This window comes from uncultured Psychroserpens sp. (assembly GCF_947494225.1).
In the GTDB taxonomy this organism is placed as follows: Bacteria; Bacteroidota; Bacteroidia; order Flavobacteriales; family Flavobacteriaceae; genus Psychroserpens.
In genome coordinates, this window is the sequence record NZ_CANLUG010000003.1 from 68,832 (window position 1) to 94,470 (window position 25,639).

The window sequence follows — 25,639 nt, forward strand, 5'->3', positions numbered from 1 at the left end:
GTATTTTTTAACGCCCTGCCAATAAACTTAACTGTTTCCCCAGTAAAGCAGATATACCAGCCGCCAAACCTCCAATAATACCAGTTACTAGTATAAGAAGGTAGGGATTGCCACCAAGAGAAAGCAATACAGATATCTTTTTGGCAAGCGTAAAATCATTACCGCTACTTGCTATAAACGCATAGACAGACCAAAATAGGAGAATGGCCAAAAAAGGTACAACAAACACGGCTAGTTTCTTTAGACTAAAAAAGAGCGCAGAAACAAAACCTGCTACCATAATGGACCACCAAGGTAAAAACTGAGAAAGAATAAACGCTAATAGGATGGTCACAATGAAATTAATAATATGTTCTTTACGCATTAGTTTGATGGTGTTAGGGTTTGTGTGGAAATGATATCACTAGTAGCTGTATCATTCTGCATAAAATTTAAATCGTAATAGGTCCCGGCAGCCCAGTCATCAATCATATTATCATAATAGAGACTTCCAGGGTTTCCTGATTGGCCTCCAGGATAGATACCTAGAGCCTTTGGAGGGGAACTCATTTCTACAATCATACGCCACGACGGCCCATGATTTTCAGATGTTGCATTAACAATATTAGCATCGCCACCAATAGGAATATCAAAGCGTGAAAAGGCAGGTAAGGCTTGTAATAAATGCCCAGCATAGGTTGCTTTATAATCTTTCCAATTGTAATCACCATGTTTGGCTTTCCAATCATTTAAGTCTTTTACCGCATCTTTAAACGCTTTTAAGAATAAATCGTGAGCGGTTTCTATCTCGGGAGTTTCTAAAATATCCATGAACTTATCTTTTGGGCGATTGATAAGGAGGTAGATTGTTTGGTATGTAAAAGGTGTTGTTAACGCTTCATCTTCTGTATCAAATTCATCCCAAACCATTGGGTATAATTTATACCACCAGGCTCTCCAAATACTTGGTCCAACTTGATCAATATCATTATTAAAATCCCATGACTTAATTTGCTTATAAATAGCACGCTCTTCTTCGGTTAATGCCGAAACATCTATGGATTTAAACATTTCCGTTAGAAGTTCAGCGGCCTTAAGATTGTAGTTGTTATTATGCAAGGCTTTAAAATCATCTACACTAAATTTATCCTTTGATCTAAAGAAATCATTAATAACACGATTCCTATACGTTTCATAACCATCGTTAAAGACATAGAAGGGATAGCTTTCGTCTACAGGATGTTGATTAGCCGAACTTACAAATCCGCGTTCTGGATTTTTCACATGAGCATTAAAGGCCTGTGGAATATAACCTTGCCAGTCGTGATCTGGATTAGAGCCATCCATTAAGAATTTGCCCTGACCTTCCCATTTATTAGGAAACAAACCTTGAATCCATAAGGCAATGTCACCACTAGTTGAAGCAAAGACAAAATTTTGGGCTGGTGCCGTATAGCCTTTTAAGGCATTTACATAGTCGTCGTAATTTTTAGCTTTATTAAGATCTAAAAACGGACGTTGGTTATTACCACCTGTATGACCAACCCATTTCATAGCATAGCCAGCACGTTTGTTATCACTTTTAAAATTATGATCGTAAGTGACAGGACCATGATGTGTGTATAGCACCGAGTCTATTACTGGTAATGCGCCTCTAACATTAATCGTTTCAACACGAATGCTGGTATCTTTCCACGAGTCGCCATATTTGTACTGGGATCTTGAATCGTCTCTAAATTCAATTTTATACCAATCGAGTACATCACGTGTTGCATTGGTTTCTCCCCAAGCGATATGATTATTAAATCCAGAAATAATACCTAAAGCACCTGGTAATGTTGCTCCCATAGCACTGTGTTGTGGTGTGCTTAATTGCATGACAAACCAAATAGAAGGAAGGTTTAAACCCAAATGAGGATCGTTAGCAAGAATGGCATTTCCCGTAACTGATTTTTCACTAGATACAGCCCAATTATTACTTCCATTATCTGGATGAGGCTTTGCAATCGTTTCTCTAATAGTATCTAGAGGGATATCACCTTGCGGTGCCTTTGTCATTTCAGTATCTATAAAACTCCAATCGGTGTCTTTCGGAATTACAGGGTCGTTCACATCGAAAAAATCAGGAAAGAGCAAATCAAATCGTTCTTGGCCAAACTTGCGTAAACTGTTTGTGTACTCTAAATCGTCATCGCCGCCTGCTAGCATTTTTGTCATATACATCAGCAGTAGTGCTGTCTTTTTTATAGTCCAAGGTTCTGGTTTATAATCGAGAAGTTTAAACTCCACAGGAATATTTTTATCATCGAGTGATGCAATATAACTATTTACTCCATCACGATAGGCTTTTAAAAGTGCAATTGCTTCAGGGTCATCTTTCATTTTTTCTAAGGCCATTTCTGCACCATAAGCCATACCACGTCTGCGTTCGCGACGATCATAATCTAGTGCATTCTTTCCTATAATTTCAGAAAGACGTCCAGCGGCTGCATGAGTTTGAAATTCCATTTGCCACAAACGATGTTTGGCGGTAACATAGCCTTGAGCTTTATATAAATCGGCATCATTCTGTGCAAAGATGTGCGGAATTAAATGCGCATCATAATGAATCGTTACAGGAGCCGATAAGCCAGCAATGGTTACATCTCCTTCGATAATCTCGTTGGTTTCATTTTGCCATACACCATTTACGGGGTCAAGAAACTTTCCGACGGGAGGAATTGCGCCCAGCTTCGTATTTAAACAATAAAAAACAACTAAGGTGAGTACCAAAGTTGCAATGAGTTTCATGTATTTCATGTGGTTGGAACTTTTAAAGTTTGAATTTACTGAAATATTTTGAGAGTTTAAAGTTATAATTCAAATGCTTTGAATAGCGGTTTTGGGACAATCCAGAACCGTTTGTATGGCGATAGTTCAGTCTTGTTTTTTAGTTCTGTAAGTTCCAATTGTTTTGATGTTTTATGGATGGTATAAATTATTTCGGCGGCTTTTGTATCATTCGCTTTTTTTATAAGAATGGTATCAGAATTTAGTCGTTTCCATTCAATAGGAACGGTTACCTCGCCGTTATCACCATTGGTCCAACACCATGTTTGATAATATCCTTTTCCATGTTCTGAAAAAGATAAGTAATAGACGATGTCTATTTTAAAAAAAAGGTCATCTTCTGTTTTCCAAGTACCAATAAGCTCATCTAAAGGTATCTTCTTTTTGAACATATCCCAAGGCCATTTCATGAACAATACTCTACAACTTGCGATATCATCTAAGCACTAATTTTTTAATAACTTCTTTTCCCACAGACTCATTGAGCATATCTATTATTTTTTGTTTTCCATAGCTTAACTCTTCACGAAGTACACTCGAACTTAATGAAACGTATAAGGTGTCCCTATCGAGTTTGATATCTGTGGTATAGTTGTTAACACCATTTCCCATCATTTTGGCCCAAGCTTCTCGCACATCTACCTTATCTAAACCTGCCTGAAGTTTATTGGTATCCACAAATTCTTTAAGGATATCGCTTATTGGTAAGTGATCATTTTGTCGTTTTGCCATTAGTCTAAATCTAGAGGTTGATAGCGTTTATAAAGATACACATCTTTATTGGTATTATTTATAATTAACAACTGACTCTCATTAGCATTTAAAACCGTTTCTTTCCAACTAGAATATGGTGTTTTGTAATAAATATTCAAACTATCATTTTCAATAATCATTTTAAAAAATTCAGCACTTTTTGACGTTTCGTACTTTCCAGCGAGATTTGGTAACATCTTTTTTCTAAATCCTGTTAAACTATCAGAAACTTCAATATAGTCTATAGTATTATTAAACGTGTATGTTCTTTTAGAACCATCTTTTAAGGTAACTTCATCAATTTCCCAATAACCCCCAATATGTTCTACAAAAGATGCTGGGTCTTTAGAGCAGCTAAATAGACCAACTAAAAAGAGTAGGAGTGCTATCTTTTTCATAGTTTGAAAATTTTATATGATTGGTGAATTTGTTTCACAATATGTTCGGTGCGTTCGGCGTGCGTATCACTTATGAATAATTGCCCAAAATCATCATTGTCGACCAAACTGATAATTTGAGCAACGCGATTTTCATCCAACTTATCAAAAATATCATCGAGTAGCAACAATGGTGTAACACCACTTTGTTCCTTTACAAAATCAAACTGCGCCAATTTAAGAGCAATTAAAAATGATTTTTGCTGACCTTGACTTCCAAATTTTTTAATAGGGTAGGTATCGATCTGAAAATTAAGATCATCCTTATGAATCCCTACACTTGTGTATTGTAAAGCTTTGTCTTTATTGATGTTTTGAGTTAGAAGAGTTTGTAGGTCATTATCAAACAAATCACTTTTATAATGAATATTAATGGCCTCGTTATTATTACTAATGGCTTGATAACGCGCTTTAAATATTGGTATAAAGGTTTTTAGAAACGCATCGCGTGTTTCAAAAATGGCACTTCCATAAGTGTGCAACTGTTCGTTATATACCTCTAAAGTTTGTGCGTTAAATGTATTGTTGAGTGCAAAGTATTTGAGTAAAGCATTACGCTGTGATAGTACTTTGTTATAGTTAATTAACGTATTGAGGTATGGCTTGTCGCTTTGAGATATGACGCTATCAATAAATTTGCGGCGTGTATCACTGCCTTCAATAATTAAATCGCGATCGGCAGGTGAAATGATTACAGATGGAATAAACCCAATATGATCACTAAATCGTTCATAGGCTTTACCATTACGTTTTATCATTTTTTTTTGTCCGCGTTTTAAGGACACTACGATTTTTTCAGTTTTGTCGTTTTTGTTAAAAATGCCATCCACAACAAAAAAGTCTGCCTTATGCTTAATGTTTTGCGTAGCCACTGGGTTGAAATAGCTCTTTCCGAAGGACAAATGGTAGATAGCGTCTAAGGCATTGGTTTTCCCGACACCATTAGAACCAACAAAACAGTTAATTTTAGAATCAAATTCAAAATCTTGGCTTTCAAAATTTTTATAATTAACTAAACTTAACGTGTTTAAAATCATAAAACTAATAGGAATATTCTTATTAAGGTTGTGTTTATTGTAAGAGGATGTAAAAATAACAAATAATTTACCTTTTAAATCCCAATAAAAATTTTATTTTTGCGGGCACAAATACAGAATTATGGCAACATATAAGAAAAGAGGATATAAACCGAAACCTATTAAGGAAAAAGGTGAGAAGATAGAAGTTTTAGAACAAGAGTCTACAACAGCTGAAGTATTTAATACTTTAGATGAAGGAGCTAATAAAGCGGAAGACTTTGTTGCTAGAAACCAAAAAGGTATTTTCATTATTATTGGTTTGGCTGCGGCTATCATGTTAGGTTACTTAGGATACAAGAAGTTTATTGCAGAGCCAAAGGCAGAAGAAGCTATGAATGAAATGTATACAGCTAAAAAGCATTTTGATGATGCCTTTGTTGCTGGAGCTAATAAAGATTCTCTATTAACTATAGCGCTTGATGGTGCCGAAGGAAAATTAGGTTTAACCGATATCGCAGATCAATACAGTGGTACTCCTGCTGGAAATATAGCTAGTTATGATGCTGGTATGGCGTATTTAAACTTAAAAGATTACTCAAATGCTGTGAAGTATTTAGGTGAGTTTAAAACCGATGATGCTGTTTTAGGACCTCTTGCAAAAGGAGGAATGGGAGATGCTTTTGTTCAGTTAAATCAATTACCTGATGCTTTAGAATATTATGAAAAAGCAATTGCGGCGTCAACAAATGACTATACAACACCAATGTATTTATTAAAGGCGGCTAATGTAGCTCAAACCTTAAGTGAGTATAATAAGGCATTACAATACTATAAGAGAATTAAATCTGATTTTTCAGATTCTGATCAAGCTAAAAATATTGAAACATTTATAGGTAGAGCAGAAGCAAACAACTAATATGGCAACTGCAAATCATAATTTATCAAACTACGATAAAAACACAATCCCAAACGCGAAGAACTTTCGGTTTGGGATTGTTGTTTCAGAATGGAATGACACCATAACTAATGGCTTATATGAAGGCGCTTATGATGCCTTGGTAGATTGTGGTGCATTGGCTGATAACATTATCAAATGGGATGTACCTGGTAGTTTTGAGTTGATCTATGGCAGCAAAAAAATGATTGAACAAGATGTAGATGTCGTTATTGCTATAGGTTGCGTAATTCAAGGCGAAACAAAGCATTTCGATTTTGTTTGTGAAGGTGTTACTCATGGTATCAAAGAACTGAACTTATCTTCTGATACTCCAGTTATTTTCTGTGTACTTACAGACAATACTATGCAACAATCTATAGACCGCTCTGGTGGAAAGCATGGTAATAAAGGTACAGAAGCTGCTATTGCTGCTATTAAAATGGCAGATCTGCGACGTCAATAGATGTTTTATCCCTTATACTAACTTAAGAGAGTTGTTTTATCAAGTAGTCTTGAAACGATAACAACTAAGAGTTTCATATTTCTGATGAAAGCACTGTTTGTTAACAATTTTTAGGACTTGAACAGCAAGTTTTCCTTGTAAATTCTTTACTTTTGAAACAATAGACTAGATTAATTAGTGAGTTTGTTCCAACAGCGAAAAAATAAACGTTTTAATTATATTCCGAGACATCTTCGCGATGAGAAGGAAGAGGACGATTTAAAGTCGCAATGGGATACTGTAAGAAGCCAAGGTAAGCATAGTGGCAAACGACGTATATCTATTATTAGACTTATAGTGATTTTAGGTATGATAATTGCACTATGGTTTATTTTAACTCACTACGAAAAATCATAGCATTATGGGAATTTTAAGTACAAGAAAAAATAAGAAATACAGCTATCAACCTCGTTACTACAAAGGTGATGGGAATCCTTATGAATTAAAGCATAAATTTGACGAATATCGTGTTACTGCTGGTGATAATAAGGGGTTGAAAACAAAGTTTAATAATGCCATTGATGACTATCGACATAATGGTGATAGAAGTGGAGCTAACCGTCGCGTACTTATTATTATTGGTGTTTTGATTTTAGTCTTTCTTTATATCATAGATTTCGATTTATCCATTTTCTCTCTTAAACGCTAATGGCAGACATTATTCAATTGTTACCAGATCATGTTGCGAATCAAATTGCGGCAGGTGAAGTTGTACAACGACCAGCTTCGGTTGTTAAAGAATTATTAGAAAACGCTATAGATGCTGGATCCAGCACAATCAAACTTATCATAAAAGATGCGGGTAAAACCTTAATTCAAGTTATTGACGATGGAAAAGGTATGAGTGCTACCGATGCTAGACTTAGCTTTGAGCGTCATGCTACATCTAAAATACGTTCTGCAGAAGATCTTTTTAGCTTAAATACAAAAGGCTTTAGAGGGGAAGCACTTGCCAGTATTGCTGCCATTGCACATGTAGAGCTAAAAACGAAACTAGAGCAAGACGAACTGGGAACATTAATTGAGATTGAAGGTAGCACGATTAAAAATCAAGATATGGTGGTGACACCAAAAGGAACGTCACTATCGGTGAAGAATTTGTTTTTTAATATTCCAGCTAGACGTAATTTTTTGAAATCTAATAATGTTGAACTCCGACATATAATTGACGAGTTTCATCGTGTAGCATTGGCACATCCTGACATAACATTTTCAATGTATCATAACGGGAGTGAGAGTTTTAATCTTCCAGAAAGTAATTATCGACAACGCGTTGTAAATATTTTTGGAGGAAAAACAAACGAAAAACTGGTGCCTGTTGAAGAAGAAACTGAAGTCTTGAAAATTTCAGGATTTGTTGGGAAACCTGAATTTGCAAAACGAACAAAAAGTGAGCAATTCTTTTTCGTTAACAATAGATTTATCAAAAGTGCTTATCTCAATCACGCTATAAATTCGGCATTTGAGGGCTTAGTAAAAGAAGGAAGTCATCCTAGTTATTTTCTCAACTTAACGGTTGATCCAAAGAGCATTGATATTAATATTCATCCAACAAAAACTGAAATTAAGTTTGATGATGAACATACGCTTTATGCTATTTTGCGCTCTTCTGTAAAACACAGTTTAGGACAATTTAATATTGCACCTGTGTTAGATTTTGAACGAGATAACAACTTAGACACACCTTACAGTTATAGAGATAAAAATGCAACTACACCAAAGGTTGAAGTTGATCGTTCTTTTAATCCATTTCAAGAAGAAAAAAGTCCGGTATCGTCTCGTGGATTGACCCAAACTTATAGGAAAGAACCAGCAGCACAGTGGGAAAGTTTGTATGTAGGTCTGGAATCTAAAGGCACAAAAACGGATAGTGATTTTAGTGAAGTGGAGTTTGAAAGCGATCCTGAAAAAACATCGTTGTTTTCTGATGATGTAACTACTGAAACTGTTCAAACTACTTACCAACTTCATAATAAATATATTATAAGTACTATAAAATCAGGAATGATGATACTCGATCAGCATCGCGCACATCAGCGTATTTTATATGAAGGATTTTTAAAACACCTCACTGTCAAGGAAGCTGTGAGTCAGCAATTATTATTCCCACTTACTTTAGAATTTTCTTCTACGGAAATGACAGTGTTACAACAACTAAAAGAAGACCTGGAACATACAGGCTTTGTGTTTTCTTCATTTAAAGACAGCACTATAGAAATTACTGGTGTACCTGTAAATGTTCCTGAAAGTGAAGTTTCTATTATTTTGGAACAACTTATAAGTGATATAGAGCAAGAAGTCCCTGATAGTAATTTTAGTGCAACAGATTTATTGGCAAAATCAATGTCTAAAAGTCTTGCGATAAAAACGGGGCAATCTTTAACAACGATAGAACAAGAGCATTTGGTAAATAGCTTATTTGCTTGTAAAGAACCATCGGTTTCACCAACTAATAGAGTCACGTTTATTACCATGAGCGTCGACGATTTTGATAAAAAATTTATGTAATTAATATATGATAAGAGGCATAACAGATACAGTTAAACATTTACTCATAATAAACGTTATTATGTTTATTGGGACTATTACCTTAGGTAATGGTGAATTGTTTAGTCATTGGTTTTCATTGTATTTTCCTGAAAATGATTTGTTTAAACCATGGCAAATTTTCACGCATATGTTCATGCATGGTGGAGGAGCACACCTTCTATTTAATATGTTTGCCCTTTGGATGTTTGGAACTGCGGTAGAAACACAGTTGGGTTCTAAGAAGTTTTTGTTCTTATATATTTCTGCTGGCTTAGGCGCAATGCTATTTCAATTAGGGTATTACTATTTTCAATATTATTCTGCTTCTCAAGGTATTACTGGGTTTAATTTTAGCCCAGAGTTGTTACATGAAATCATAAATGTAAATTCTATTGAGGGCGATTATATTAAGCCAGGACTTTTCCATAGTGGTTTGAGTGATATATTAGTAGAAAATAATTACTCAGGACCTCAAATTGGCTCAGATGCCTTTAGTTCTCTTTATGAAATGAATAAGGTAACGATGGCCAGAATGGTTGGTGCTTCTGGTTGTATTATGGGGGTTTTGGCTGCTTTTGGAATGATGAACCCTGAGGCAAAATTAATGTTGATCTTTTTACCAGTGCCTATTAAAGCAAAATATTTTATTCCTGGAATCATTATCCTAGATATCATTTCGGCTTTTTCTGGTCAATCATTTTTCAGTAATAGCAACACTGCTTATATGGCGCACGTTGGTGGCGCATTTACAGGTTTTATTATTATGTGGTATTGGAAAAAAACGCAGTTTAACAAAAATCGTTGGGATCGATGACATCGCTAGCGCATGACTTCAAAGAGAAACTTAAAAATTTAAACGTTTTTGAGAAAATTATAGCAGTAAATGTTACTGTTTTTTTCCTTAGTTGGATACTTAAGGTGGTTAGAGCTGTTCCTAGAGAGATGACCTTAACTTGGCTTGAATTACCAAGAGATGTTTCCGATTTTATAGTGAAACCTTGGTCTATTGTTACCTACGGATTTACACATTATGATCTATTTCATCTGTTGTTTAACATGGTTGTACTGTACTTTATATCACGAACCATGGTGAATCTTTTTCCAAGAAAACAGTCATTAAATATTTACTTTTTAGGGATTATTATTGGAGGATTGGCCTATTTAGCAGCTTATAATATATTACCTAATAACATGTTATTAGCCAATGCTGGCCCTTTGGTTGGTGCATCGGCAGGTGTGAGGGCTTTGCTCATATTTATTTGTGCTTATATGCCATATCGTGAAGCCCAATTTTTTGCAGTAAAAATTAAACTATGGTATATTGGAGTGGCATTAGTAGCATTTGATGTTATTGGCTTATTTGGAAACAATCAGGGAGGAAATATTGCCCATTTAGGGGGAAATTTATTGGGCTATATTTATGCGACCCAATTACTAAAAGGTAAGGATATAGGTAAGGGTTTTGGGAAATTGATGGACAAAATTGCTAACTTGTTTAAGCCCAAACCAACACTTAGAACAGTTCATAGAAATAAAAAGAAACCCTTTGCTGGCCATAATAAAGCCGAGTTTAGTGAGTTTAATAATCAGAAAAAAGTTGATCTTATTTTGGATAAGATTAATAAAAGTGGTTATGAAAGTTTAACCAAGGAAGAAAAGGCATTTTTATTTAAAGCAGGTAAGGATTGAAACCCCATGCGTAAACTAAGACGTTTAGAGAAACTCATATTTATTATCAATTCATTGATGGCATTTGTGTTGCTTTTATCTTATGTTTTACCCTATGTAGAACCAAAGAAATTTGCGTTCTTATCAGTGCTTAGTTTGGCCGTTCCTTTTCTCATTATAATTAATATACTCTTTGTAATATACTGGCTACTAAAAGTTAAAAAACAGCTTTTAGTTTCTCTGGTCGTTCTTGTTTTAGGCTATAGCTATGTATTTTCATTGTATAAGTTCTCATCGTCAAAAAACGTTGATGACAGAGATAACCTTTCTGTAATGAACTATAATGTAAGATTGTTTAATCTCTTTGATTGGATTGACGATCCTGATTTAAAGCAGAATCTTTCAGGATTTATTTCTGAAAAGCAGCCAGATGTACTATGTATGCAAGAATACAGACCTGATGCTGCTGTTGAATTAAATGGTTATTTTAAGTATGAAAAACTCTCTGGACAAAAAGTAAAAAGCGGACAAGCGATATTCACGAAATACCCTATTATCAATTCTGGTTCTATAGAATTTCCGAATACATCGAACAATGCCATTTTTGCTGATATCGTTAGATTTGGTGACACTATAAGAATATATAATGTGCATTTGCAATCGTCTGGTATTGATCCAAACGTTGAAGAATTAACAAAAGAAAAATCTGAAAACTTAGTTAAACGAGTAAGTTCTACGTTTAAAATGCAACAATCTCAAACGGAGTTGTTTTTAAAGCATAAAGCAAAATGTCATTATCAAATGATTATTTGTGGCGATTTTAACAATACGGCATATTCTTATGTGTATAAAGAGATTAAAGGTGATTTAAAAGATGCTTTTGAACAAGCAGGTAACGGATTTGGAAGAACGTTTGATTTTAAGTTTTTCCCAGTTCGAATAGATTTTGTTTTAGTCGACAAAGATTTTGAGATTAATGCCTTCAAAACTTATGAAGTCAATTATTCTGACCACTTTCCTATTATGGCCAAGGTAAAACTTAAATAGCGACTACATCATCCAGCAATCTACCTGATCTGCTATAATATGAATAATTAACCCAATACCAATTAGTCTTGTGATTTTAAACAAGGACAATAGCACATATATACCAATAGCATAATAGGAGTGTAGAGGATGAAAATTGATACTACATCTATTAGGGTCAAATATTGGATTTGCGAGCAGATGATCGAGATCAATTACAAAGGCACATAACATGATAAAGTATGCAAATTTCCATTGCGCTCTAAAATATACTAGGGCAACAACTAAAGGCAACAAAAAATGAATACCGTAATGAACAACAGATTGTAATGTCACAGTTGCAAGGTTTGTGCGTTCAGATACAATTCGGTATTTGGGCCTTCATTAAACAACAAATCTAAAATGCTTAAGTTATTTAAAAAACCATGTTTTGTATCAAAAACTTGCGCATAAGGTTTAAAATTTTGTAGAATTTCTTTACGACTATTAACTAATCCTCTAGCATCGATATTAGGCTTAAGGTCCATCTCATACTGCTCGGTTTTCCCATAAGAAAGGGGTAGTTGTAAACAATTAAAAATGGCTTCGATACATTTGAAGTTAAAGTCCGTTATAGTTGTTGCCTCCATTTGAAAAAGAGGAAGTAAGTCGTCAATATAGAATTCGTAAAAGGGAGAGGTTCTATAAGCTGATTCCAGAGATTTTAAATGCTGAGTTTGCCAATCTTCTGAATTAAAAACAGCAACATTTTTAGACAATTGACGATTCTTTTGAGAGTAAACCACAGGAACATTTAGGTCGAGTTTACCATTAGCACCATAAATAGACGTTCGATTTCTATAAGTTTGCTTTTGGTAATTATCACAGACTTCAAAAATAATATGATTGGCCTGTGCCATGGCTACAAAATGTGCTATGCTCGGAAAATATGTTGGATGTAATACAACCTCCATCGTAATGTCATTAAGTCTTATTTAGCTTTTTTCTTTTGTCTCCATTTATTGAAGCCAAACCAGCCTGCCAGTAGAACTAAAAACGGAATTAAATAAGAGACTGGTTTTCCAGAACCGCCAACCGTTGTAAACCAGCGCTCCCAACGTGGGTTTTTAATGCCGTCCCAACTCATCCAAATAAATACAGGTTTACCAACCACATGATTAAAAGGAACATAACCCCATGCACGAGCGTCTACCGAGTTGTTTCTATTATCTCCCATCATCCAGTAATAATCATTATCAAAGGTGTAAGAGTTTACGGGTTCACCTTCAATGAGCACCTGATTCCCTCGCGTCGTCACTTTTTTACCTTCATATTCTGAAATCAATCGTTTATAGAGCGGTAAGACTTCTAAATTTAATTCAACCGTTGCTCCTTTTTCAGGAATGTAAATTGGTCCAAAATTGTCATAATTCCAGTTATATTGTGGGTTATGAGGAAATACAGTTGGATCTTCATGCTGGTAGGAAAACTGTTGTAAAGATTTGGTCATAGGCAAACTCTTGATGAGTGCCGCATTTTCCGCAGTTAGATTTAAGTTGTATTTTAAAGGGAGCGGTTCCATTTTCAGTTTTCTCATTTCATCGCTACTAATTGCACCAACAACTTCAACCATTAGAGAGTCTCTAGACGATTCCTTTAAATAGGCTTTTCTTTGCTTTTTTAAGTCTTCAAAGTAGGCTTTAATTCTAGGGTTGTCCCATAGTTTCTTGTCAATTTTATAAAATGACGAAACCGTTTCAATTTCATATTGATTAATGAGATTATCCATATAACTTTGAGTTAAATTATCTTTTGCTTCCCAAGTATAATGGTGTTGAAGTTTAGCTCTGTCTGGTAGTTCATTTTTCTTACCGTTAATGTAAACATAGCCATCAATAATTTGCAAGGAATCTCCAGGGATACCAACACAACGTTTTACAAGGTTTGTTTTCTTATCGATAGGCTTATAATAATTTCGATCTGGCGTGAAATCATTCATGTCTAACAAGGTATCGGCTGGTTGATTGAAAACAACAATATCGTTACGTTCGATAGTTTCAAATCCAGGAATCCTCATATAAGGTAACTGTAATTTGTTTTTTAATGATGTTTTATTTTCTTCAATCTTATCATTGTATAAATATGATTTTACATTGACAACTGGAATGGTATCATGAACCATTGGAGTTGCTACTGTGGACATAGGTACGCGTGCACCATAGTGTATTTTACTAACAAATAAGAAATCACCAACCAATAGTGATTTTTCGAGCGAAGAACTCGGAATTGTAAAAGGCTGGATGAAATATGTATGAACAATTGTAGCTGCAACGATTGCAAATAAAATAGAACTCACCCAATCACCAGAGCTCGATTTTGGGTTGATGTTTCTGTTTTCTACATAAGATACATCAGCTGCATAATTGAGGTAGTAGTTATAGAATCCTAAAGTTATTACCGCCAAAAAGGTATCTATGTATTGGTTTTTACCAAAACTCCTAGCAGTTTCCACCCAAACAACAGGTAACATAATAAGGTTCACTATAGGTACGAATAATAAAAAGGTCCACCATCTTGGACGATTAATAATTTTCATTAGAACCACAGCGTTATACACAGGAACGAAAGCCTCCCAGGCTTTTCTCCCAGCTTTAACGTATAGTTTCCATGTACCAAGACCATGAATGAATTGTATGATGAGAATAAAAATTAACCACTGCGTACTTGTCATGTCTATATTTTAATTTCTTTGTGAGTTGTTAAGTATTAATAAACGTTACATTAGATATTAAGATTAACTAATATTTAAGACGTCTTTCATTGTAAATAGTCCTTGTTTATCGTGAACGTATTCTGCAGCAATAACGGCTCCTAAGGCAAAGCCTTGTCTACTATGAGCGGTATGCTTTATTTGAATACTATCCACCTCAGAATCATAATTAACTTCATGAGTTCCAGGTACATTTTCAATTCGTTTTGCTAAAATACCAATCTCATTTTGTTTTGATGCATCTAAATTCCAGTTTTTATAGTTAGAATGTTCGATAATAGCTTCGGCTAAGGTGATTGCAGTACCACTTGGTGCATCTAACTTTTGTGTATGATGAATTTCTTCGATGCTTGTTTTATATTGTGGTAACCCAGTCATTAACTTGGCTAGGGTTTTATTAATTTCAAAAAAGATATTGACACCTAAACTAAAATTTGAAGCATATAGAAATGTACCACGTTTTAAACGGCATAGTTGAACCATATCGTCGTAGGCATCTAGCCAACCTGTTGTTCCCGAAATTACGGGCACACCAGCATTTAAACATGCAGAAATGTTAGTAACAGCGGTAGAGGGTAAACTAAAATCTATAGCAACGTCAATATTGTTTAGCACGAAATTTTGAGTAGAACTAGAGACTTTTAATTGAATGTGATGCCCACGATCTAATGCAATTTTCTCTATTGCCTTGCCCATTTTTCCGTAGCCTAATAATGCTATATTCATGCCTTAGAATTTAAAATTTAGTGTCAACCCTAAATCTGTATTGTTTTCTCTTTGGTTGTACTTAAAATGAGGCCTTACAGTTAAATCTTCATCAACATTAAATTGCAGTAAATGTGCATCAACATTTGCATCGACGATGTTCAATGCATACATCCCAATTGTAATTAATAATGCCAATTCCTTATTACGTCTTAATTGCTGTTGAGCTCTAATTAATCCATCGTCTGAAACATTAGGAAACGGATCTCCTGGAGATCCTTGCCCAAAACCAGCCAAACGTCGTTTATAAGCATCACGATAAATATTATAATCCTTATCGTTTTTAATATAAAAATATAAAGGTGTTCCTATTAAGGCATAAACAACGGGTATTTTCCAATATTTTTTATTGTATGCTTGTCCTAAACCCGGAAGTATAGCAGAATAAAAAGCGGCTTTAGAAGGCGCTAAAACATTAATAGGTTCTCTTTTAGTTTTTGTAGAATCTCTAACAACAATGAGATCAGTGTCTACTTCTTCAGTTTTATTATTTTCTTGAGCGAAAATACTAGCACTGAAAACGAGTGTAAAGAGTAAACTGTAGACTAATTTATTTAGCACGTTGCACTAGTTTTTTTATACGATTGAAATCTTCTTCGGAATGAAATGGAATTGTAATTTGTCCCTTTCCATTCTTAGATACTTTAACGCCAATTTTATGACCAAAGTATTCTGAAAATTCTTTTATGCCTTTTTTAACAAATTTAGGTATTTCCTGAGATTCGACGGCTTTTTTGACTTTAGGATTATGATAATTTTTTACTAAAGCCTCTGTAGCTCTAACAGATAATTTATCTGTTATAATCTTTTCATAAATATCTAACTGATCATTTTGATCTTCTATGTTAATAATAGCTCGTCCATGACCCATAGAAATAAATCCATCACGCATTCCGGTTTGAATAATAGGATCTAATTTTAGTAAGCGCAAATAATTAGCAATTGTAGATCGTTTCTTGCCAACGCGCTCACTCATTTGTTCTTGAGTTAATGCAATTTCATCAATAAGACGTTGATAGGAGAGTGCAATTTCAATGGGATCTAAATCTTGACGTTGGATATTTTCGACCAAAGCCATTTCTAGCGATTCTTGATCGTTAGCTATTCTTATATAAGCTGGAATCGTTTTTAAACCAATAAGTTTTGATGCTCTAAAACGACGTTCACCCGATACCAGTTGAAATTTATTAAACTCTAATTTTCTAACTGTTATGGGTTGTATAACACCTAATTCTTTAATTGAAGATGCGAGCTCCCTAAGTGTTTCTTCGTTGAAATTGGTACGAGGTTGAAACGGATTAATTTCAATTGTTTCTATGTCTAATTCTACGATATTTCCAATAATCGTATCTGCATTTTTATCATTTGCAGATTTTATATCGTTTGATGGGTCTTTCAACAATGCCGATAAACCTCTACCCAGTGCTTGCTTTTTTGTTGCCTTCGCCATTATGAGTTTTTGTTTATAATTTCTTTTGCTAAACTTAAATAGTTGGAAGCGCCTTTACTACTCACATCATATTTTATAATACTTTCTCCATAGCTAGGTGCTTCACCTAATCTTACATTTCGTTGAATAATTGTTTCAAAAACCATATCACTAAAATGTTTTTGTACTTCTTCAACGACTTGATTTGATAAACGTAAACGTTGATCAAACATGGTGAGTAACATACCTTCAATATCTAAATCGGTATTGTGAATTTTCTGTACGCTCTTAACCGTATTCAATAACTTTCCTAGACCTTCTAGTGCAAAGTATTCACATTGTATAGGAATAATAACGGCATCAGAAGCAGTTAAGGCATTTAATGTGAGTAGACCTAAAGAAGGCGCACAATCTATTAAAATATAGTCATAAGACGATTTTAAATGTGCTATGGCCTTTTTAAGCATATATTCACGTTGGTCTTTGTCTACGAGTTCAATTTCAATAGCCACAAGGTCTATATGTGCAGGAATAATATCTACATTAGGAGAGTCTGTTTCAACAATACATTCTTCGGCAGATGCCGTATGTTCCAATAATTGGTAGGTCCCAACTTCCACTTGTTCTACAACGATGCCAAGTCCTGACGTCGCATTTGCTTGTGGATCAGCGTCAATAAGCAGTACTTTCTTCTCAAGAACTCCTAGCGATGCTGCTAAATTTACAGAAGTTGTTGTTTTTCCAACACCTCCCTTTTGATTGGCGATTGCAATGATTTTACCCATTAAATGATTTGGTTTTATTTATAGAAGTTTTACTGACTTCTTCAACTGTAAAAATACGATTATTTACGAGTTTTGGAAACGTAAGTTGTTAACAGTATTTAAACGTATTTTATCACTTATGTTAAGATATTGATAGTGATAGGGTAATATAAAAAAAGCAGCCTATAACGGCTGCTTTTTAATATATTTAAATAGGTTTATTCTTCTGGTAATAGTATTGCTTTTAAATAGCCATCTTGTAAATACTTTTTAGCAACATTATGCAAATCTTTCGTTGTAAGTGCATTCACGTTAGCTTCGTAGTTAACAACATTATCTAAATCTGATTTACTATAATCTGCATTTTTAATTGCTGATAACCAGAAACGATTTTGTTCTAATTGCTCTTTTCTTGTTAATAATAAGGCTTTCTTTACTTTGTCTAAATCTGAGGCTTCAGGACCATTGTCTATAATTTTCTGAAGTTCTGCAATAGATGCAGCTGCCAATTTTTCAGCATTTTCAGGAGCACAAGGAAAAGAAATACTAAAATTAAAACGTCCGTAAGGTAGCTTGCTTATAGAACCTCTTGCACCAGCACCATAAACACCACCTTCTTCTTCACGCAATTTTTCTATGAGTTTAATACTTAATAATTCACCTAAAGCACTCATTGCTCTAGCTTCCTTAACGTCGTACTTAGTTTCACCTCTGAAGACTAAATTTACTTGACTCTTAGGCTCAGTACCTTTTTTGTAAACAAATTCTTGTGCGCCAGATTTAGGTCTAAAAGATGAAACCTTATAAGTTTCTCTGTTAGAGTTTCCTGGTAAAGAAGCAATATAGGTCTCAGCTAGTTCCTTAATTTTATTTTCGTCAATGTTTCCAACAAAATAGAAATTAAAATCTCCAGCGTTAGCGAAACGCTCTTTATATTTTTCGTATGCTAAATCATAGTTTGCTTTGTCTAATCTTTCAGGAGTAGGGAAGCCAGTGTATCTTGGGTTTCCTTCATTTAAAAACTCTCCTAAAGCAATTGAAAACGACACATTAGGGTTTGATATGATATTTCCTAGAAATGCTTTTTGCTTACTAATAAAAGATGCAAAGGCCTCTGGGTCTTTATCTAACTTTGTGAAATACAAATGAATAAGTTGAAACATCGACTCTAAATCTTTAGGCGTCGTCGATCCTCGCATACCTTCGTCTAATCCTCCAATGTATGGTCTAACATTTGCAATTTTACCAGACATCACTTTCGTCATATCATTTTTAGATAAGCCATCAATACCAGCTTCAGTTAATCCACCATTAGCACTTGCCGTTTGCTTTAATTCTTCTGTAGTGTATAAAGAAGTACCTCCATAGCTAAATGCTTCAAAAAGAATTTCATCATTTTTAAAATCGGTTTTCTTATAAGTAACCTTTGCGCCATTACTTAATGTAATTGTTGTTGTCTCATTAATCTGTCCTTTATGGTTCACATCTACGCTAGCAGTGCTACCCTTAGCTGGTTTGTTTGTCATTAATTCTGAGCGTACAGCTTCATCCTCATAACCTTTGATATCACTGTTTTTAACACTATCCAATAAGTCGATAACTTCTTTTTCGGTCACTTTAGTTAATCCGTCCTTTTTAGGGCCAGTAAGCACGACTAAGCGATTGTCATCATGTAAAAAGTCTTTTATTAGGCCATTAACTTCATCTAGTTTAATTGTTGGGAGCTGTGATTTTACATAATCATAAGTCCATTCGGTACTAGGCATCGGGCTTTCTTGTAGGAAGTTTTGAATATAACGACCAACGATACGACCAGATTCTTGCTTATCTCTATCTTTATATGAACGCTCTGTTCTAGCGAAGTAATCTTTTTTAGCACGCTCTAATTCCGAAGCGTTAAATCCGAAACGTTTTACACGTTCGTTTTCTTCTAAAAGTGTCTTCAATGCCTCTAACTGTCCAGTTTCGTTAGTTTGAGCTATAGATTGGTAAGCCTCTTTGTTTCCTATAATTCCACCATGAAACGAAAATCCAAAAATAAATGGTGGATTTGGTTTGTTGCTATACTCTCTAAGTCTATTGTTAATCATTTGAGTAAATAGACCTTCAACCATATTGTCTCTATAGTCTTTTACAGTTCTGGTCTTTTTTACATCACCTTTATCCTTGTAATAAATTTGAACTTGACTACCTGTTGCTTCTTCATCCCATTCAATAGCTACAAATGTACCTTCATGGTTTTCTGATCCAAATTCTTGTCTTGGCTTAGGGTTTTCTGGGTTTTTTAAACCACTAAAGTTGTCTTTTATTTTCTTCTCAAGTGTCTCAACATCTAAATCTCCAACAGCAATAACTGCCATTAAATTAGGACGATACCAATCTTTTTGAAAGTTTCTTAAACTTTCATATTTGAAATTCTCTAGATTTTCTTTAGTTCCAATAGGTAAACGATCTGCGTATTGCGACTTATATGCGATTTTATCTAAGTATTTAGATTGCATTCTTGTTGCAGCACCTAGACGTGTTCTGTATTCTTCAATTACAACACCACGCTCTTCGTCAATATCTTTAGCAGTAAGTAAAGCTCCACCAGCCCAATCTTGTAGGATTTGAAACCCTTTGTCTAGTTTTGCTGGATCATCACTAGGAATAGGAAGAATGTATACTGTTTGATCAAAACCTGTATAAGCATTAAGATCTGCTCCAAATTCTACACCAATACTTTGTAAGTAATCAACAAGTTCGTTTTTCTTAAAATTTGTGGTTCCGTTAAAGTTCATATGCTCCATAAAATGAGCCAAACCTCTTTGATCTTCAGTTTCTAATATAGAACCTGCTTTGATTGCTAAACGCAATTCAACTTTGTCTTCAGGTTTTCCATTATTCTGAATGTAATAAGTGAGACCATTACTAAGAACACCGGTTTTTACATTAGGATTAGATGGAATTGGTTCTGAAGGTGAAATTTCTTTTTTCTCCATAGTGGTTTCCTGTGCAAAGGATCCCATTGAAATAAAGAATACCATGAGCATGCAAAGCATGACTCTTGTTGATGGATTTTGATTCATGTGTTTGAGTTTAATTGATTTTAAGTTTGAATGTATAAATATAAAACTAAGTTTTTAGTTGAAAAAGTTAATTTGTACTAAAATTCCTAATTTTTTTCCGAAGATAGGAAAGAAGGTATTGATTTAAAGAAGTTTAACAGGTTTTAACGCAGACTAAATACTAGAGGAAGTGAAAATAATAATCTCACATGGCTTTTAAATACCGTTTTACAGATTTTCTAAAGTAGCGTCTTAATTTGCGTTTCATTCTAGCATTGGAAATGGTATCGCGGTAATCAAAGCCATTAAAATACACCTTAGTTTTGCCTTTTTTAGTTTTTATCATTGATAGCTGCACATTATCTAAGGTGTCATTTTCAATGATAAACTTTTCAATTTTGTAATAATTGAGACTATCACCTTTAGAGGCATAGTAACTTGCCATTGGCGTTAATGTTGTGTCTTTTTTGATGCCAAATTCATGAAGTTTTTCTAAGATCCGCTTTTGTGACATGTTTAAGGTAACATCACAATTATGACATATAAAACGACTATTATTAGCTGTTAAATAAAAGTATCTAGGAGGCGTTTCTGCCATGAGTATAAACACTGTTGGCAGAAGTATAAAGGTAGCATTTAATTTGATGGGAATAACAAATGCAGACTCATTGCGTATTTTTTTAATTAGAATATAGGCTAATGGTAGCATGGCAATAGCTATATAATCAGTGTAGTCTACAACTCTTGAGGTTTTTATGAATGCGTATTGATTATAGAAATCAATTGCGCTCGTAGATAATGACGATTTCCAAAACATAAACAATACAGCCGAAAGAAAAAGGTTAAATTTTACGTGTTTAGGATTAAAAAATGTAATTAAAATCGGAAGAATAATCATCCCAACGATATCAGATAATTTTCCAGTAAACCAGTTAGAGAATCCCCATTTAAATACATGATCGTTAAGTACTAAAATAACAAGGCATATGATGAAAATATAGTTTAAAAGTAAATGTCGTCTTTCAAATTTCATATAGGTGTAACGCAAAATTAGTTGAATTATTGGCTATAAATAATGTGCTATTATTTGTTTCATATTTGGCCTCAAGTCTTCAAAGACAATAGCCTTTTCGGGCTGATTTACTTTGTAGATGATAACATTTGATTGTAGGTGCTTGTTTTTGCTTTTGAAACCAATTTCATAGGTTTTACCTAGAACCTGATATTCTAAAAGATGCACGTTAAATGACGATGTCTTATTAGGTTTTATAACATCACTATACTTGAGCTGTCCTTCAATGATGATTCCATTTGAGAGTACATCTATAACCTTTTTTTTCTTTAAATGCCATTGTATTAAACTGAAAAGTAACACGACAAGACTGGCAAGAGCAATACCTTTCCAAAAGAATCCTGTTGTGATTAAAAAGCGTGGCTGCGAACTAAAGAGGTCTATATTAATAAAAACACATAAGAGAATCATCACATATAAGATGTAATCCCGTTTACCAAATGCTTTATAGAGTTTTGACGTATTGTTTATTTTAATCACTCCTGTTCTCAAAATGTTTCATTTAAATTTTTAATAAGTGTTTCAATTTCAGAAATTGGCATTTTAACAACACTTTCAATGGACGATTCATCGGCTTCAATAACTAAACACGCTTGTTGATCTTCGATGTAGCCAACAGGATTCCATAAAAATGTTGGTTTCACAGCAGTTGCAGATTTTAATGCGCCTTTAAACCAACGATAATCGGCATAGTAAGTTATGACTTCACTATCTAGGCTTATAATCTCTTTTCCATAAGTATTCCAAAGTGATAGACGTAATAAATAGAATCCAAGAAGTCCAAATATGAACATACCAAAGAAGAACCCAAACTTTAGTCCACTACCAAAAGAAACAGAAGCAACTATACCTGCAAGCGGTAAAATAAAACATAAGATAGAAAAAGCAAACATGGTAATACGAACAAAAAGAGGTGCTTTTTTGACATGTAGTGTAAGTGTGTTATACTCTATTTGGTAGAATTTCATTTCTTTTTCTTGAGTACTGTATTTGAAAATAAGTCGTGCATGCCAATGTCATTTCCAAACATGTAAGACAACCAGTCTACAGGGATAAGTCTGCTGATAGATCGGATTAAAATTTTAATGAAACTAGCTTTTGAACCATCTTTACGAACAACTTCGGTTTTAGTAATCATTTTACCAATAGTTTGACTGGTTGTGACTTCGAACAAAAAGTAATAAGAAAACATGATACCATTGAACACAAAATAATAGAGACCGTAGTCATTTTCAAACAATGTAAATATGACAAACAACATATAAACAATTAACATATCGATGATGTAGTTTGCAAATCGGGTAGCTTTGTCTATGTGTTTCATAAATAGTATTTGACTTAGGTCATATTACTCAATAAGGATGTCTAAAATTTTAATTGCCGCATCGCTAATTTTCGTTCCTGGCCCGAATACAGCAACAGCTCCAGCGTCAAATAAATACTGATAATCTTGTTTTGGAATCACACCTCCAACGATGACCATTATATCTTCGCGGCCATAATTTTTTAATTCGTCTATAACTTGAGGTACAAGCGTCTTATGTCCTGCAGCTAAGGAAGATACACCTAAAATATGAACATCATTTTCTACAGCTTGTTTAGCCGCTTCTTTTGGTGTTTGAAATAACGGACCAATGTCTACATCGAAGCCAACATCTGCATAACCTGTAGCAACAACTTTTGCTCCACGATCATGTCCGTCTTGTCCCATTTTTGCAATCATTATACGAGGTCTTCGACCATCTTGTTCTGCAAACTTATCGGCTAACTCTCTAGCTTTTTTAAAGCTCTCGTCATCTTTTATTTCTTTACTATACACGCCTGAAAATGATTTTATTTGTGCTTTATATCGTCCAAATTCTGCTTCTAATGCATCGCTAATTTCACCAAGAGTAGCACGTTCTCTTGCTGCATTTACTGCTAAAGCTAATAAATTCTCCTTTCCTGAGCGTGCAGCTTCCGTTAATTTTGATAAGGCTTTGTGAACGGCTTCTGTATGTCTTGTAGTTTTTATTTGCTCCAATCGTTTTATTTGTCCGTTTCTAACCGTTTGGTTATCAACTTCTAAAGTAGCGATAGGGTCTTCTTCTTCTAGGCGATATTTATTCACGCCAACAATAATGTCTTGCCCAGAATCTATACGAGCTTGCTTACGCGCAGCAGCTTCTTCAATTCTAAGTTTTGGAATCCCAGCTTCAATAGCTTTGGTCATTCCTCCTAAATCTTCAACTTCTTGTATTAATGTCCAGGCTTTTTGGGCAATATCGTCGGTGAGTTTTTCAATATAGTAGCTTCCAGCCCATGGATCGACAGTTTTTGTGATTCCTGTTTCCTCTTGCAAAAAGATTTGTGTATTTCGAGCAATACGTGCCGAAAAGTCTGTTGGTAATGCAATGGCTTCATCCAAGGCATTGGTATGCAAACTTTGTGTGCCTCCAAATGCCGCAGCTGCAGCTTCTATTGTGGTTCGTGCTACATTGTTAAAAGGGTCTTGTTCGGTTAAACTCCATCCCGAAGTTTGACAATGTGTTCGAAGTGCTAAAGACTTTGGGTTCTTAGGGTTAAATTGGCTTACTAATTTTGCCCATAGCATACGCGCTGCACGCATTTTAGCAATCTCCATAAAGTGGTTCATGCCAATCGCCCAAAAGAAAGAAAGGCGAGGTGCAAAAGTGTCAATATCCATACCAGCCTCAAGTCCTTTCTTTATGTACTCTAAACCATCGGCCAAAGTATAAGCCAATTCGATATCACAAGTAGCACCAGCTTCCTGCATATGATATCCTGAAATACTAATGCTATTAAATTTAGGCATGTTTTTACTCGTGTACTCAAAAATATCTGAAATGATTTTCATGGATGGCGTAGGAGGGTAGATGTACGTGTTACGCACCATAAACTCCTTTAGAATATCATTTTGTATGGTTCCAGCTAAAAGTTCAGGAGCAACACCTTGCTCTTCGGCGGCAACAATATAAAACGCCATAATTGGAAGAACAGCGCCGTTCATAGTCATTGATACCGACATTTTATCAAGCGGAATTTGATCAAATAAGATTTTCATGTCTTCCACCGAATCAATGGCTACACCAGCTTTTCCAACATCACCTACAACGCGTTCATGATCAGAATCATATCCTCTATGTGTTGCTAAATCGAATGCTACTGAGAGCCCTTTTTGACCAGCAGCAAGATTCCTACGATAGAATGCATTACTATCTTCAGCGGTAGAAAATCCAGCATATTGACGAATAGTCCAAGGTCTTCGAACATACATGGTTGAATAAGGACCACGTAAGTTTGGTGCAATACCAGCTACAAAATTTAAATGCTCAAGATTAGAAATGTCTTCTTTTGAGTATGATGCTTTGACATTAATATCCTCAGCGGTTTTGAAACTATCAACTTTATTGATTTTACTTGAAGTTGTAGTTGTTTCTAATTGTATATGCTGGAGGTTTTTTCTCATAATATAATATTAATGGTTGTGACCATCATGAGATGAATGTTCTTTATTAACTTCGATTGTTTTTTCTGGAGCCTTACTAAAATCGATATCAAATATTTTTCCGTAGAAATACTCAAGAGCTATGTAAGTTGCCAAATACTTGTCGTCTTTCATACCAAAAGTTTTACGTTTAAGTTCTTCTCCAACCATACGTAAACTGAGGCTGTTAGTTTGTACTAGAGCATTAAATGTTTTTTGCAGTGGCTCATCTTTAATGTTTTCTGCCACACATTTTATAAAAGGATGGTTATAATTTAAGCGACTACCAAAGGCGTCAACAGCAGGACGCCATAATGTCTCATCTTGTTTTAACGCCTCTAACACTTTTTTAGAATGTTCAGAGACCATTTTATGATAATCAACTCTATTATTTGATGCTTGGCTTACAAATAAACTATACGCGCGAGAATATACTGGGTTGCCTGGTGTATAGAACTTTATTAAATCATCTTCAAAAGCGTAAAAGGCCTCTCTTAATAAATCGGTATCCATCCCTTCGCAATCCAATATATTTTCTACACTTGGATATTTATACTCAAAATCTATTTTTTTTGGTGTATCATCTTTACAGTTTAATAGGCATATACATAATGCTAAAAGTGTTAATCGTAACTTCATATTTTTAG

At 34.5% G+C, this 25,639-nt stretch carries 28 protein-coding genes; 8 read left to right on the top strand and 20 right to left on the bottom strand.

Annotation, left to right across the window (positions count from 1 at the left end; all coding sequences use genetic code 11):
* Positions 1 to 7: 7 nt before the first annotated feature.
* The 6 genes from Q0893_RS08200 to Q0893_RS08225 are packed head-to-tail and all read right to left on the bottom strand — an operon-like array spanning position 8 to position 5,035.
* Complete coding sequence (locus tag Q0893_RS08200) at positions 8 to 364, bottom strand: hypothetical protein (RefSeq protein WP_298901613.1); 357 nt, start codon at positions 362 to 364, stop codon at positions 8 to 10.
* Complete coding sequence (locus tag Q0893_RS08205) at positions 364 to 2,778, bottom strand: penicillin acylase family protein (protein WP_299274290.1); 2,415 nt, start codon at positions 2,776 to 2,778, stop codon at positions 364 to 366. The genes Q0893_RS08200 and Q0893_RS08205 overlap by 1 nt, the downstream gene beginning before the upstream one ends.
* Positions 2,779 to 2,831: 53 nt before the next feature.
* Positions 2,832 to 3,218, bottom strand: coding sequence for a hypothetical protein (locus Q0893_RS08210; protein WP_298901615.1), 387 nt, complete (start codon positions 3,216 to 3,218; stop codon positions 2,832 to 2,834).
* A gap of 25 nt (positions 3,219 to 3,243) precedes the next feature.
* Positions 3,244 to 3,540 (bottom strand): DUF721 domain-containing protein, encoded by a 297-nt coding sequence (locus tag Q0893_RS08215; RefSeq protein ID WP_298901616.1) that lies wholly within the window; start codon positions 3,538 to 3,540, stop codon positions 3,244 to 3,246.
* Positions 3,540 to 3,959, bottom strand: coding sequence for a hypothetical protein (locus Q0893_RS08220; RefSeq protein WP_299274294.1), 420 nt, complete (start codon positions 3,957 to 3,959; stop codon positions 3,540 to 3,542). The genes Q0893_RS08215 and Q0893_RS08220 overlap by 1 nt, the downstream gene beginning before the upstream one ends.
* On the bottom strand, positions 3,956 to 5,035 hold the full coding sequence (locus Q0893_RS08225; protein ID WP_299274297.1) for a DNA replication/repair protein RecF: 1,080 nt from the start codon (positions 5,033 to 5,035) through the stop codon (positions 3,956 to 3,958). The genes Q0893_RS08220 and Q0893_RS08225 overlap by 4 nt, the downstream gene beginning before the upstream one ends.
* A gap of 121 nt (positions 5,036 to 5,156) precedes the next feature.
* Here Q0893_RS08225 and Q0893_RS08230 point away from each other — a divergent pair, with 121 nt between their 5' ends.
* The 8 genes from Q0893_RS08230 (at position 5,157) to Q0893_RS08265 (ending at position 11,700) form a co-directional block, all read left to right on the top strand.
* Complete coding sequence (locus tag Q0893_RS08230) at positions 5,157 to 5,933, top strand: tetratricopeptide repeat protein (RefSeq protein ID WP_298901620.1); 777 nt, start codon at positions 5,157 to 5,159, stop codon at positions 5,931 to 5,933.
* Between the two features lies 1 nt (position 5,934).
* Positions 5,935 to 6,417, top strand: coding sequence for a 6,7-dimethyl-8-ribityllumazine synthase (ribH, locus tag Q0893_RS08235; RefSeq protein WP_299274300.1), 483 nt, complete (start codon positions 5,935 to 5,937; stop codon positions 6,415 to 6,417).
* A gap of 183 nt (positions 6,418 to 6,600) precedes the next feature.
* Positions 6,601 to 6,813, top strand: a complete 213-nt coding sequence (locus tag Q0893_RS08240; RefSeq protein WP_298901622.1) for a hypothetical protein — start codon at positions 6,601 to 6,603, stop codon at positions 6,811 to 6,813.
* A 4-nt stretch (positions 6,814 to 6,817) separates the two neighbouring features.
* On the top strand, positions 6,818 to 7,105 hold the full coding sequence (locus Q0893_RS08245) for a riboflavin synthase subunit beta (RefSeq protein WP_298901624.1): 288 nt from the start codon (positions 6,818 to 6,820) through the stop codon (positions 7,103 to 7,105).
* Positions 7,105 to 8,964, top strand: a complete 1,860-nt coding sequence (gene mutL, locus Q0893_RS08250; RefSeq protein ID WP_299274305.1) for a DNA mismatch repair endonuclease MutL — start codon at positions 7,105 to 7,107, stop codon at positions 8,962 to 8,964. Before Q0893_RS08245 ends, mutL begins: the two co-directional genes overlap by 1 nt.
* Before the next feature lie 7 nt (positions 8,965 to 8,971).
* A complete protein-coding gene (locus Q0893_RS08255; RefSeq protein WP_299274308.1) occupies positions 8,972 to 9,799 on the top strand; it encodes a rhomboid family intramembrane serine protease in 828 nt (275 codons plus the stop codon).
* Positions 9,796 to 10,674 carry a rhomboid family intramembrane serine protease gene (locus Q0893_RS08260; RefSeq protein ID WP_298901627.1) on the top strand — a complete coding sequence of 293 codons (879 nt, stop codon included), beginning with the start codon at positions 9,796 to 9,798 and terminating at the stop codon, positions 10,672 to 10,674. Before Q0893_RS08255 ends, Q0893_RS08260 begins: the two co-directional genes overlap by 4 nt.
* A gap of 6 nt (positions 10,675 to 10,680) precedes the next feature.
* Positions 10,681 to 11,700 carry an endonuclease/exonuclease/phosphatase family protein gene (locus tag Q0893_RS08265; RefSeq protein WP_299274313.1) on the top strand — a complete coding sequence of 340 codons (1,020 nt, stop codon included), beginning with the start codon at positions 10,681 to 10,683 and terminating at the stop codon, positions 11,698 to 11,700.
* A 3-nt stretch (positions 11,701 to 11,703) separates the two neighbouring features.
* Here Q0893_RS08265 and Q0893_RS08270 read toward each other — a convergent pair whose 3' ends face one another.
* From Q0893_RS08270 to Q0893_RS08335, 14 genes are all read right to left on the bottom strand, one after another.
* Positions 11,704 to 12,015 carry a DUF6122 family protein gene (locus Q0893_RS08270; protein WP_298901629.1) on the bottom strand — a complete coding sequence of 104 codons (312 nt, stop codon included), beginning with the start codon at positions 12,013 to 12,015 and terminating at the stop codon, positions 11,704 to 11,706.
* Positions 12,012 to 12,632, bottom strand: coding sequence for a WbqC family protein (locus Q0893_RS08275; RefSeq protein ID WP_299274317.1), 621 nt, complete (start codon positions 12,630 to 12,632; stop codon positions 12,012 to 12,014). The genes Q0893_RS08270 and Q0893_RS08275 overlap by 4 nt, the downstream gene beginning before the upstream one ends.
* Before the next feature lie 17 nt (positions 12,633 to 12,649).
* A complete protein-coding gene (lepB, locus tag Q0893_RS08280; protein ID WP_299274319.1) occupies positions 12,650 to 14,389 on the bottom strand; it encodes a signal peptidase I in 1,740 nt (579 codons plus the stop codon).
* A 63-nt stretch (positions 14,390 to 14,452) separates the two neighbouring features.
* The gene (gene dapB / locus Q0893_RS08285; RefSeq protein ID WP_298901633.1) at positions 14,453 to 15,154 is read right to left on the bottom strand and encodes a 4-hydroxy-tetrahydrodipicolinate reductase; all 702 of its coding nucleotides are present in this window, start codon (positions 15,152 to 15,154) and stop codon (positions 14,453 to 14,455) included.
* Between the two features lie 3 nt (positions 15,155 to 15,157).
* On the bottom strand, positions 15,158 to 15,754 hold the full coding sequence (locus tag Q0893_RS08290; protein ID WP_298901634.1) for a DUF5683 domain-containing protein: 597 nt from the start codon (positions 15,752 to 15,754) through the stop codon (positions 15,158 to 15,160).
* Positions 15,744 to 16,643, bottom strand: a complete 900-nt coding sequence (locus Q0893_RS08295) for a ParB/RepB/Spo0J family partition protein (RefSeq protein WP_298901635.1) — start codon at positions 16,641 to 16,643, stop codon at positions 15,744 to 15,746. The genes Q0893_RS08290 and Q0893_RS08295 overlap by 11 nt, the downstream gene beginning before the upstream one ends.
* Positions 16,643 to 17,407 carry an AAA family ATPase gene (locus tag Q0893_RS08300; RefSeq protein WP_298901637.1) on the bottom strand — a complete coding sequence of 255 codons (765 nt, stop codon included), beginning with the start codon at positions 17,405 to 17,407 and terminating at the stop codon, positions 16,643 to 16,645. Before Q0893_RS08300 ends, Q0893_RS08295 begins: the two co-directional genes overlap by 1 nt.
* Before the next feature lie 197 nt (positions 17,408 to 17,604).
* Positions 17,605 to 20,454, bottom strand: a complete 2,850-nt coding sequence (locus tag Q0893_RS08305; protein ID WP_299274326.1) for a pitrilysin family protein — start codon at positions 20,452 to 20,454, stop codon at positions 17,605 to 17,607.
* A gap of 184 nt (positions 20,455 to 20,638) precedes the next feature.
* On the bottom strand, positions 20,639 to 21,466 hold the full coding sequence (locus tag Q0893_RS08310; RefSeq protein ID WP_299274329.1) for a hypothetical protein: 828 nt from the start codon (positions 21,464 to 21,466) through the stop codon (positions 20,639 to 20,641).
* Positions 21,467 to 21,499: 33 nt separating this feature from the next.
* Positions 21,500 to 21,997 carry a hypothetical protein gene (locus tag Q0893_RS08315; protein WP_299274332.1) on the bottom strand — a complete coding sequence of 166 codons (498 nt, stop codon included), beginning with the start codon at positions 21,995 to 21,997 and terminating at the stop codon, positions 21,500 to 21,502.
* Positions 21,994 to 22,473 (bottom strand): hypothetical protein, encoded by a 480-nt coding sequence (locus tag Q0893_RS08320; RefSeq protein WP_299274336.1) that lies wholly within the window; start codon positions 22,471 to 22,473, stop codon positions 21,994 to 21,996. Before Q0893_RS08320 ends, Q0893_RS08315 begins: the two co-directional genes overlap by 4 nt.
* Entirely contained in the window at positions 22,470 to 22,829 is a 360-nt protein-coding gene (locus tag Q0893_RS08325) for an RDD family protein (protein WP_299274339.1), read from the bottom strand. The genes Q0893_RS08320 and Q0893_RS08325 overlap by 4 nt, the downstream gene beginning before the upstream one ends.
* A gap of 24 nt (positions 22,830 to 22,853) precedes the next feature.
* Complete coding sequence (gene scpA, locus Q0893_RS08330) at positions 22,854 to 24,977, bottom strand: methylmalonyl-CoA mutase (protein WP_299275166.1); 2,124 nt, start codon at positions 24,975 to 24,977, stop codon at positions 22,854 to 22,856.
* Between the two features lie 6 nt (positions 24,978 to 24,983).
* Positions 24,984 to 25,631 carry a hypothetical protein gene (locus Q0893_RS08335; protein WP_298901644.1) on the bottom strand — a complete coding sequence of 216 codons (648 nt, stop codon included), beginning with the start codon at positions 25,629 to 25,631 and terminating at the stop codon, positions 24,984 to 24,986.
* Between the last annotated feature and the right edge of the window lie 8 nt (positions 25,632 to 25,639).

Bases quoted from the DNA above. Each gene is read 5' to 3' on its own strand.
- Q0893_RS08200 (WP_298901613.1), bottom strand. From the start codon at position 364: ATGCGTAAAGAACATATTATTAATTTCATTGTGACCATCCTATTAGCG.
- Q0893_RS08205 (WP_299274290.1), bottom strand. From the start codon at position 2,778: ATGAAATACATGAAACTCATTGCAACTTTGGTACTCACCTTAGTTGTT.
- Q0893_RS08210 (WP_298901615.1), bottom strand. From the start codon at position 3,218: ATGAAATGGCCTTGGGATATGTTCAAAAAGAAGATACCTTTAGATGAG.
- Q0893_RS08215 (WP_298901616.1), bottom strand. From the start codon at position 3,540: ATGGCAAAACGACAAAATGATCACTTACCAATAAGCGATATCCTTAAA.
- Q0893_RS08220 (WP_299274294.1), bottom strand. From the start codon at position 3,959: ATGAAAAAGATAGCACTCCTACTCTTTTTAGTTGGTCTATTTAGCTGC.
- Q0893_RS08225 (WP_299274297.1), bottom strand. From the start codon at position 5,035: ATGATTTTAAACACGTTAAGTTTAGTTAATTATAAAAATTTTGAAAGC.
- Q0893_RS08230 (WP_298901620.1), top strand. From the start codon at position 5,157: ATGGCAACATATAAGAAAAGAGGATATAAACCGAAACCTATTAAGGAA.
- ribH (WP_299274300.1), top strand. From the start codon at position 5,935: ATGGCAACTGCAAATCATAATTTATCAAACTACGATAAAAACACAATC.
- Q0893_RS08245 (WP_298901624.1), top strand. From the start codon at position 6,818: ATGGGAATTTTAAGTACAAGAAAAAATAAGAAATACAGCTATCAACCT.
- mutL (WP_299274305.1), top strand. From the start codon at position 7,105: ATGGCAGACATTATTCAATTGTTACCAGATCATGTTGCGAATCAAATT.
- Q0893_RS08255 (WP_299274308.1), top strand. From the start codon at position 8,972: ATGATAAGAGGCATAACAGATACAGTTAAACATTTACTCATAATAAAC.
- Q0893_RS08260 (WP_298901627.1), top strand. From the start codon at position 9,796: ATGACATCGCTAGCGCATGACTTCAAAGAGAAACTTAAAAATTTAAAC.
- Q0893_RS08265 (WP_299274313.1), top strand. From the start codon at position 10,681: ATGCGTAAACTAAGACGTTTAGAGAAACTCATATTTATTATCAATTCA.
- Q0893_RS08275 (WP_299274317.1), bottom strand. From the start codon at position 12,632: ATGGAGGTTGTATTACATCCAACATATTTTCCGAGCATAGCACATTTT.
- lepB (WP_299274319.1), bottom strand. From the start codon at position 14,389: ATGACAAGTACGCAGTGGTTAATTTTTATTCTCATCATACAATTCATT.
- dapB (WP_298901633.1), bottom strand. From the start codon at position 15,154: ATGAATATAGCATTATTAGGCTACGGAAAAATGGGCAAGGCAATAGAG.
- Q0893_RS08295 (WP_298901635.1), bottom strand. From the start codon at position 16,643: ATGGCGAAGGCAACAAAAAAGCAAGCACTGGGTAGAGGTTTATCGGCA.
- Q0893_RS08300 (WP_298901637.1), bottom strand. From the start codon at position 17,407: ATGGGTAAAATCATTGCAATCGCCAATCAAAAGGGAGGTGTTGGAAAA.
- Q0893_RS08305 (WP_299274326.1), bottom strand. From the start codon at position 20,454: ATGAATCAAAATCCATCAACAAGAGTCATGCTTTGCATGCTCATGGTA.
- Q0893_RS08310 (WP_299274329.1), bottom strand. From the start codon at position 21,466: ATGAAATTTGAAAGACGACATTTACTTTTAAACTATATTTTCATCATA.
- Q0893_RS08320 (WP_299274336.1), bottom strand. From the start codon at position 22,473: ATGAAATTCTACCAAATAGAGTATAACACACTTACACTACATGTCAAA.
- Q0893_RS08325 (WP_299274339.1), bottom strand. From the start codon at position 22,829: ATGAAACACATAGACAAAGCTACCCGATTTGCAAACTACATCATCGAT.
- Q0893_RS08335 (WP_298901644.1), bottom strand. From the start codon at position 25,631: ATGAAGTTACGATTAACACTTTTAGCATTATGTATATGCCTATTAAAC.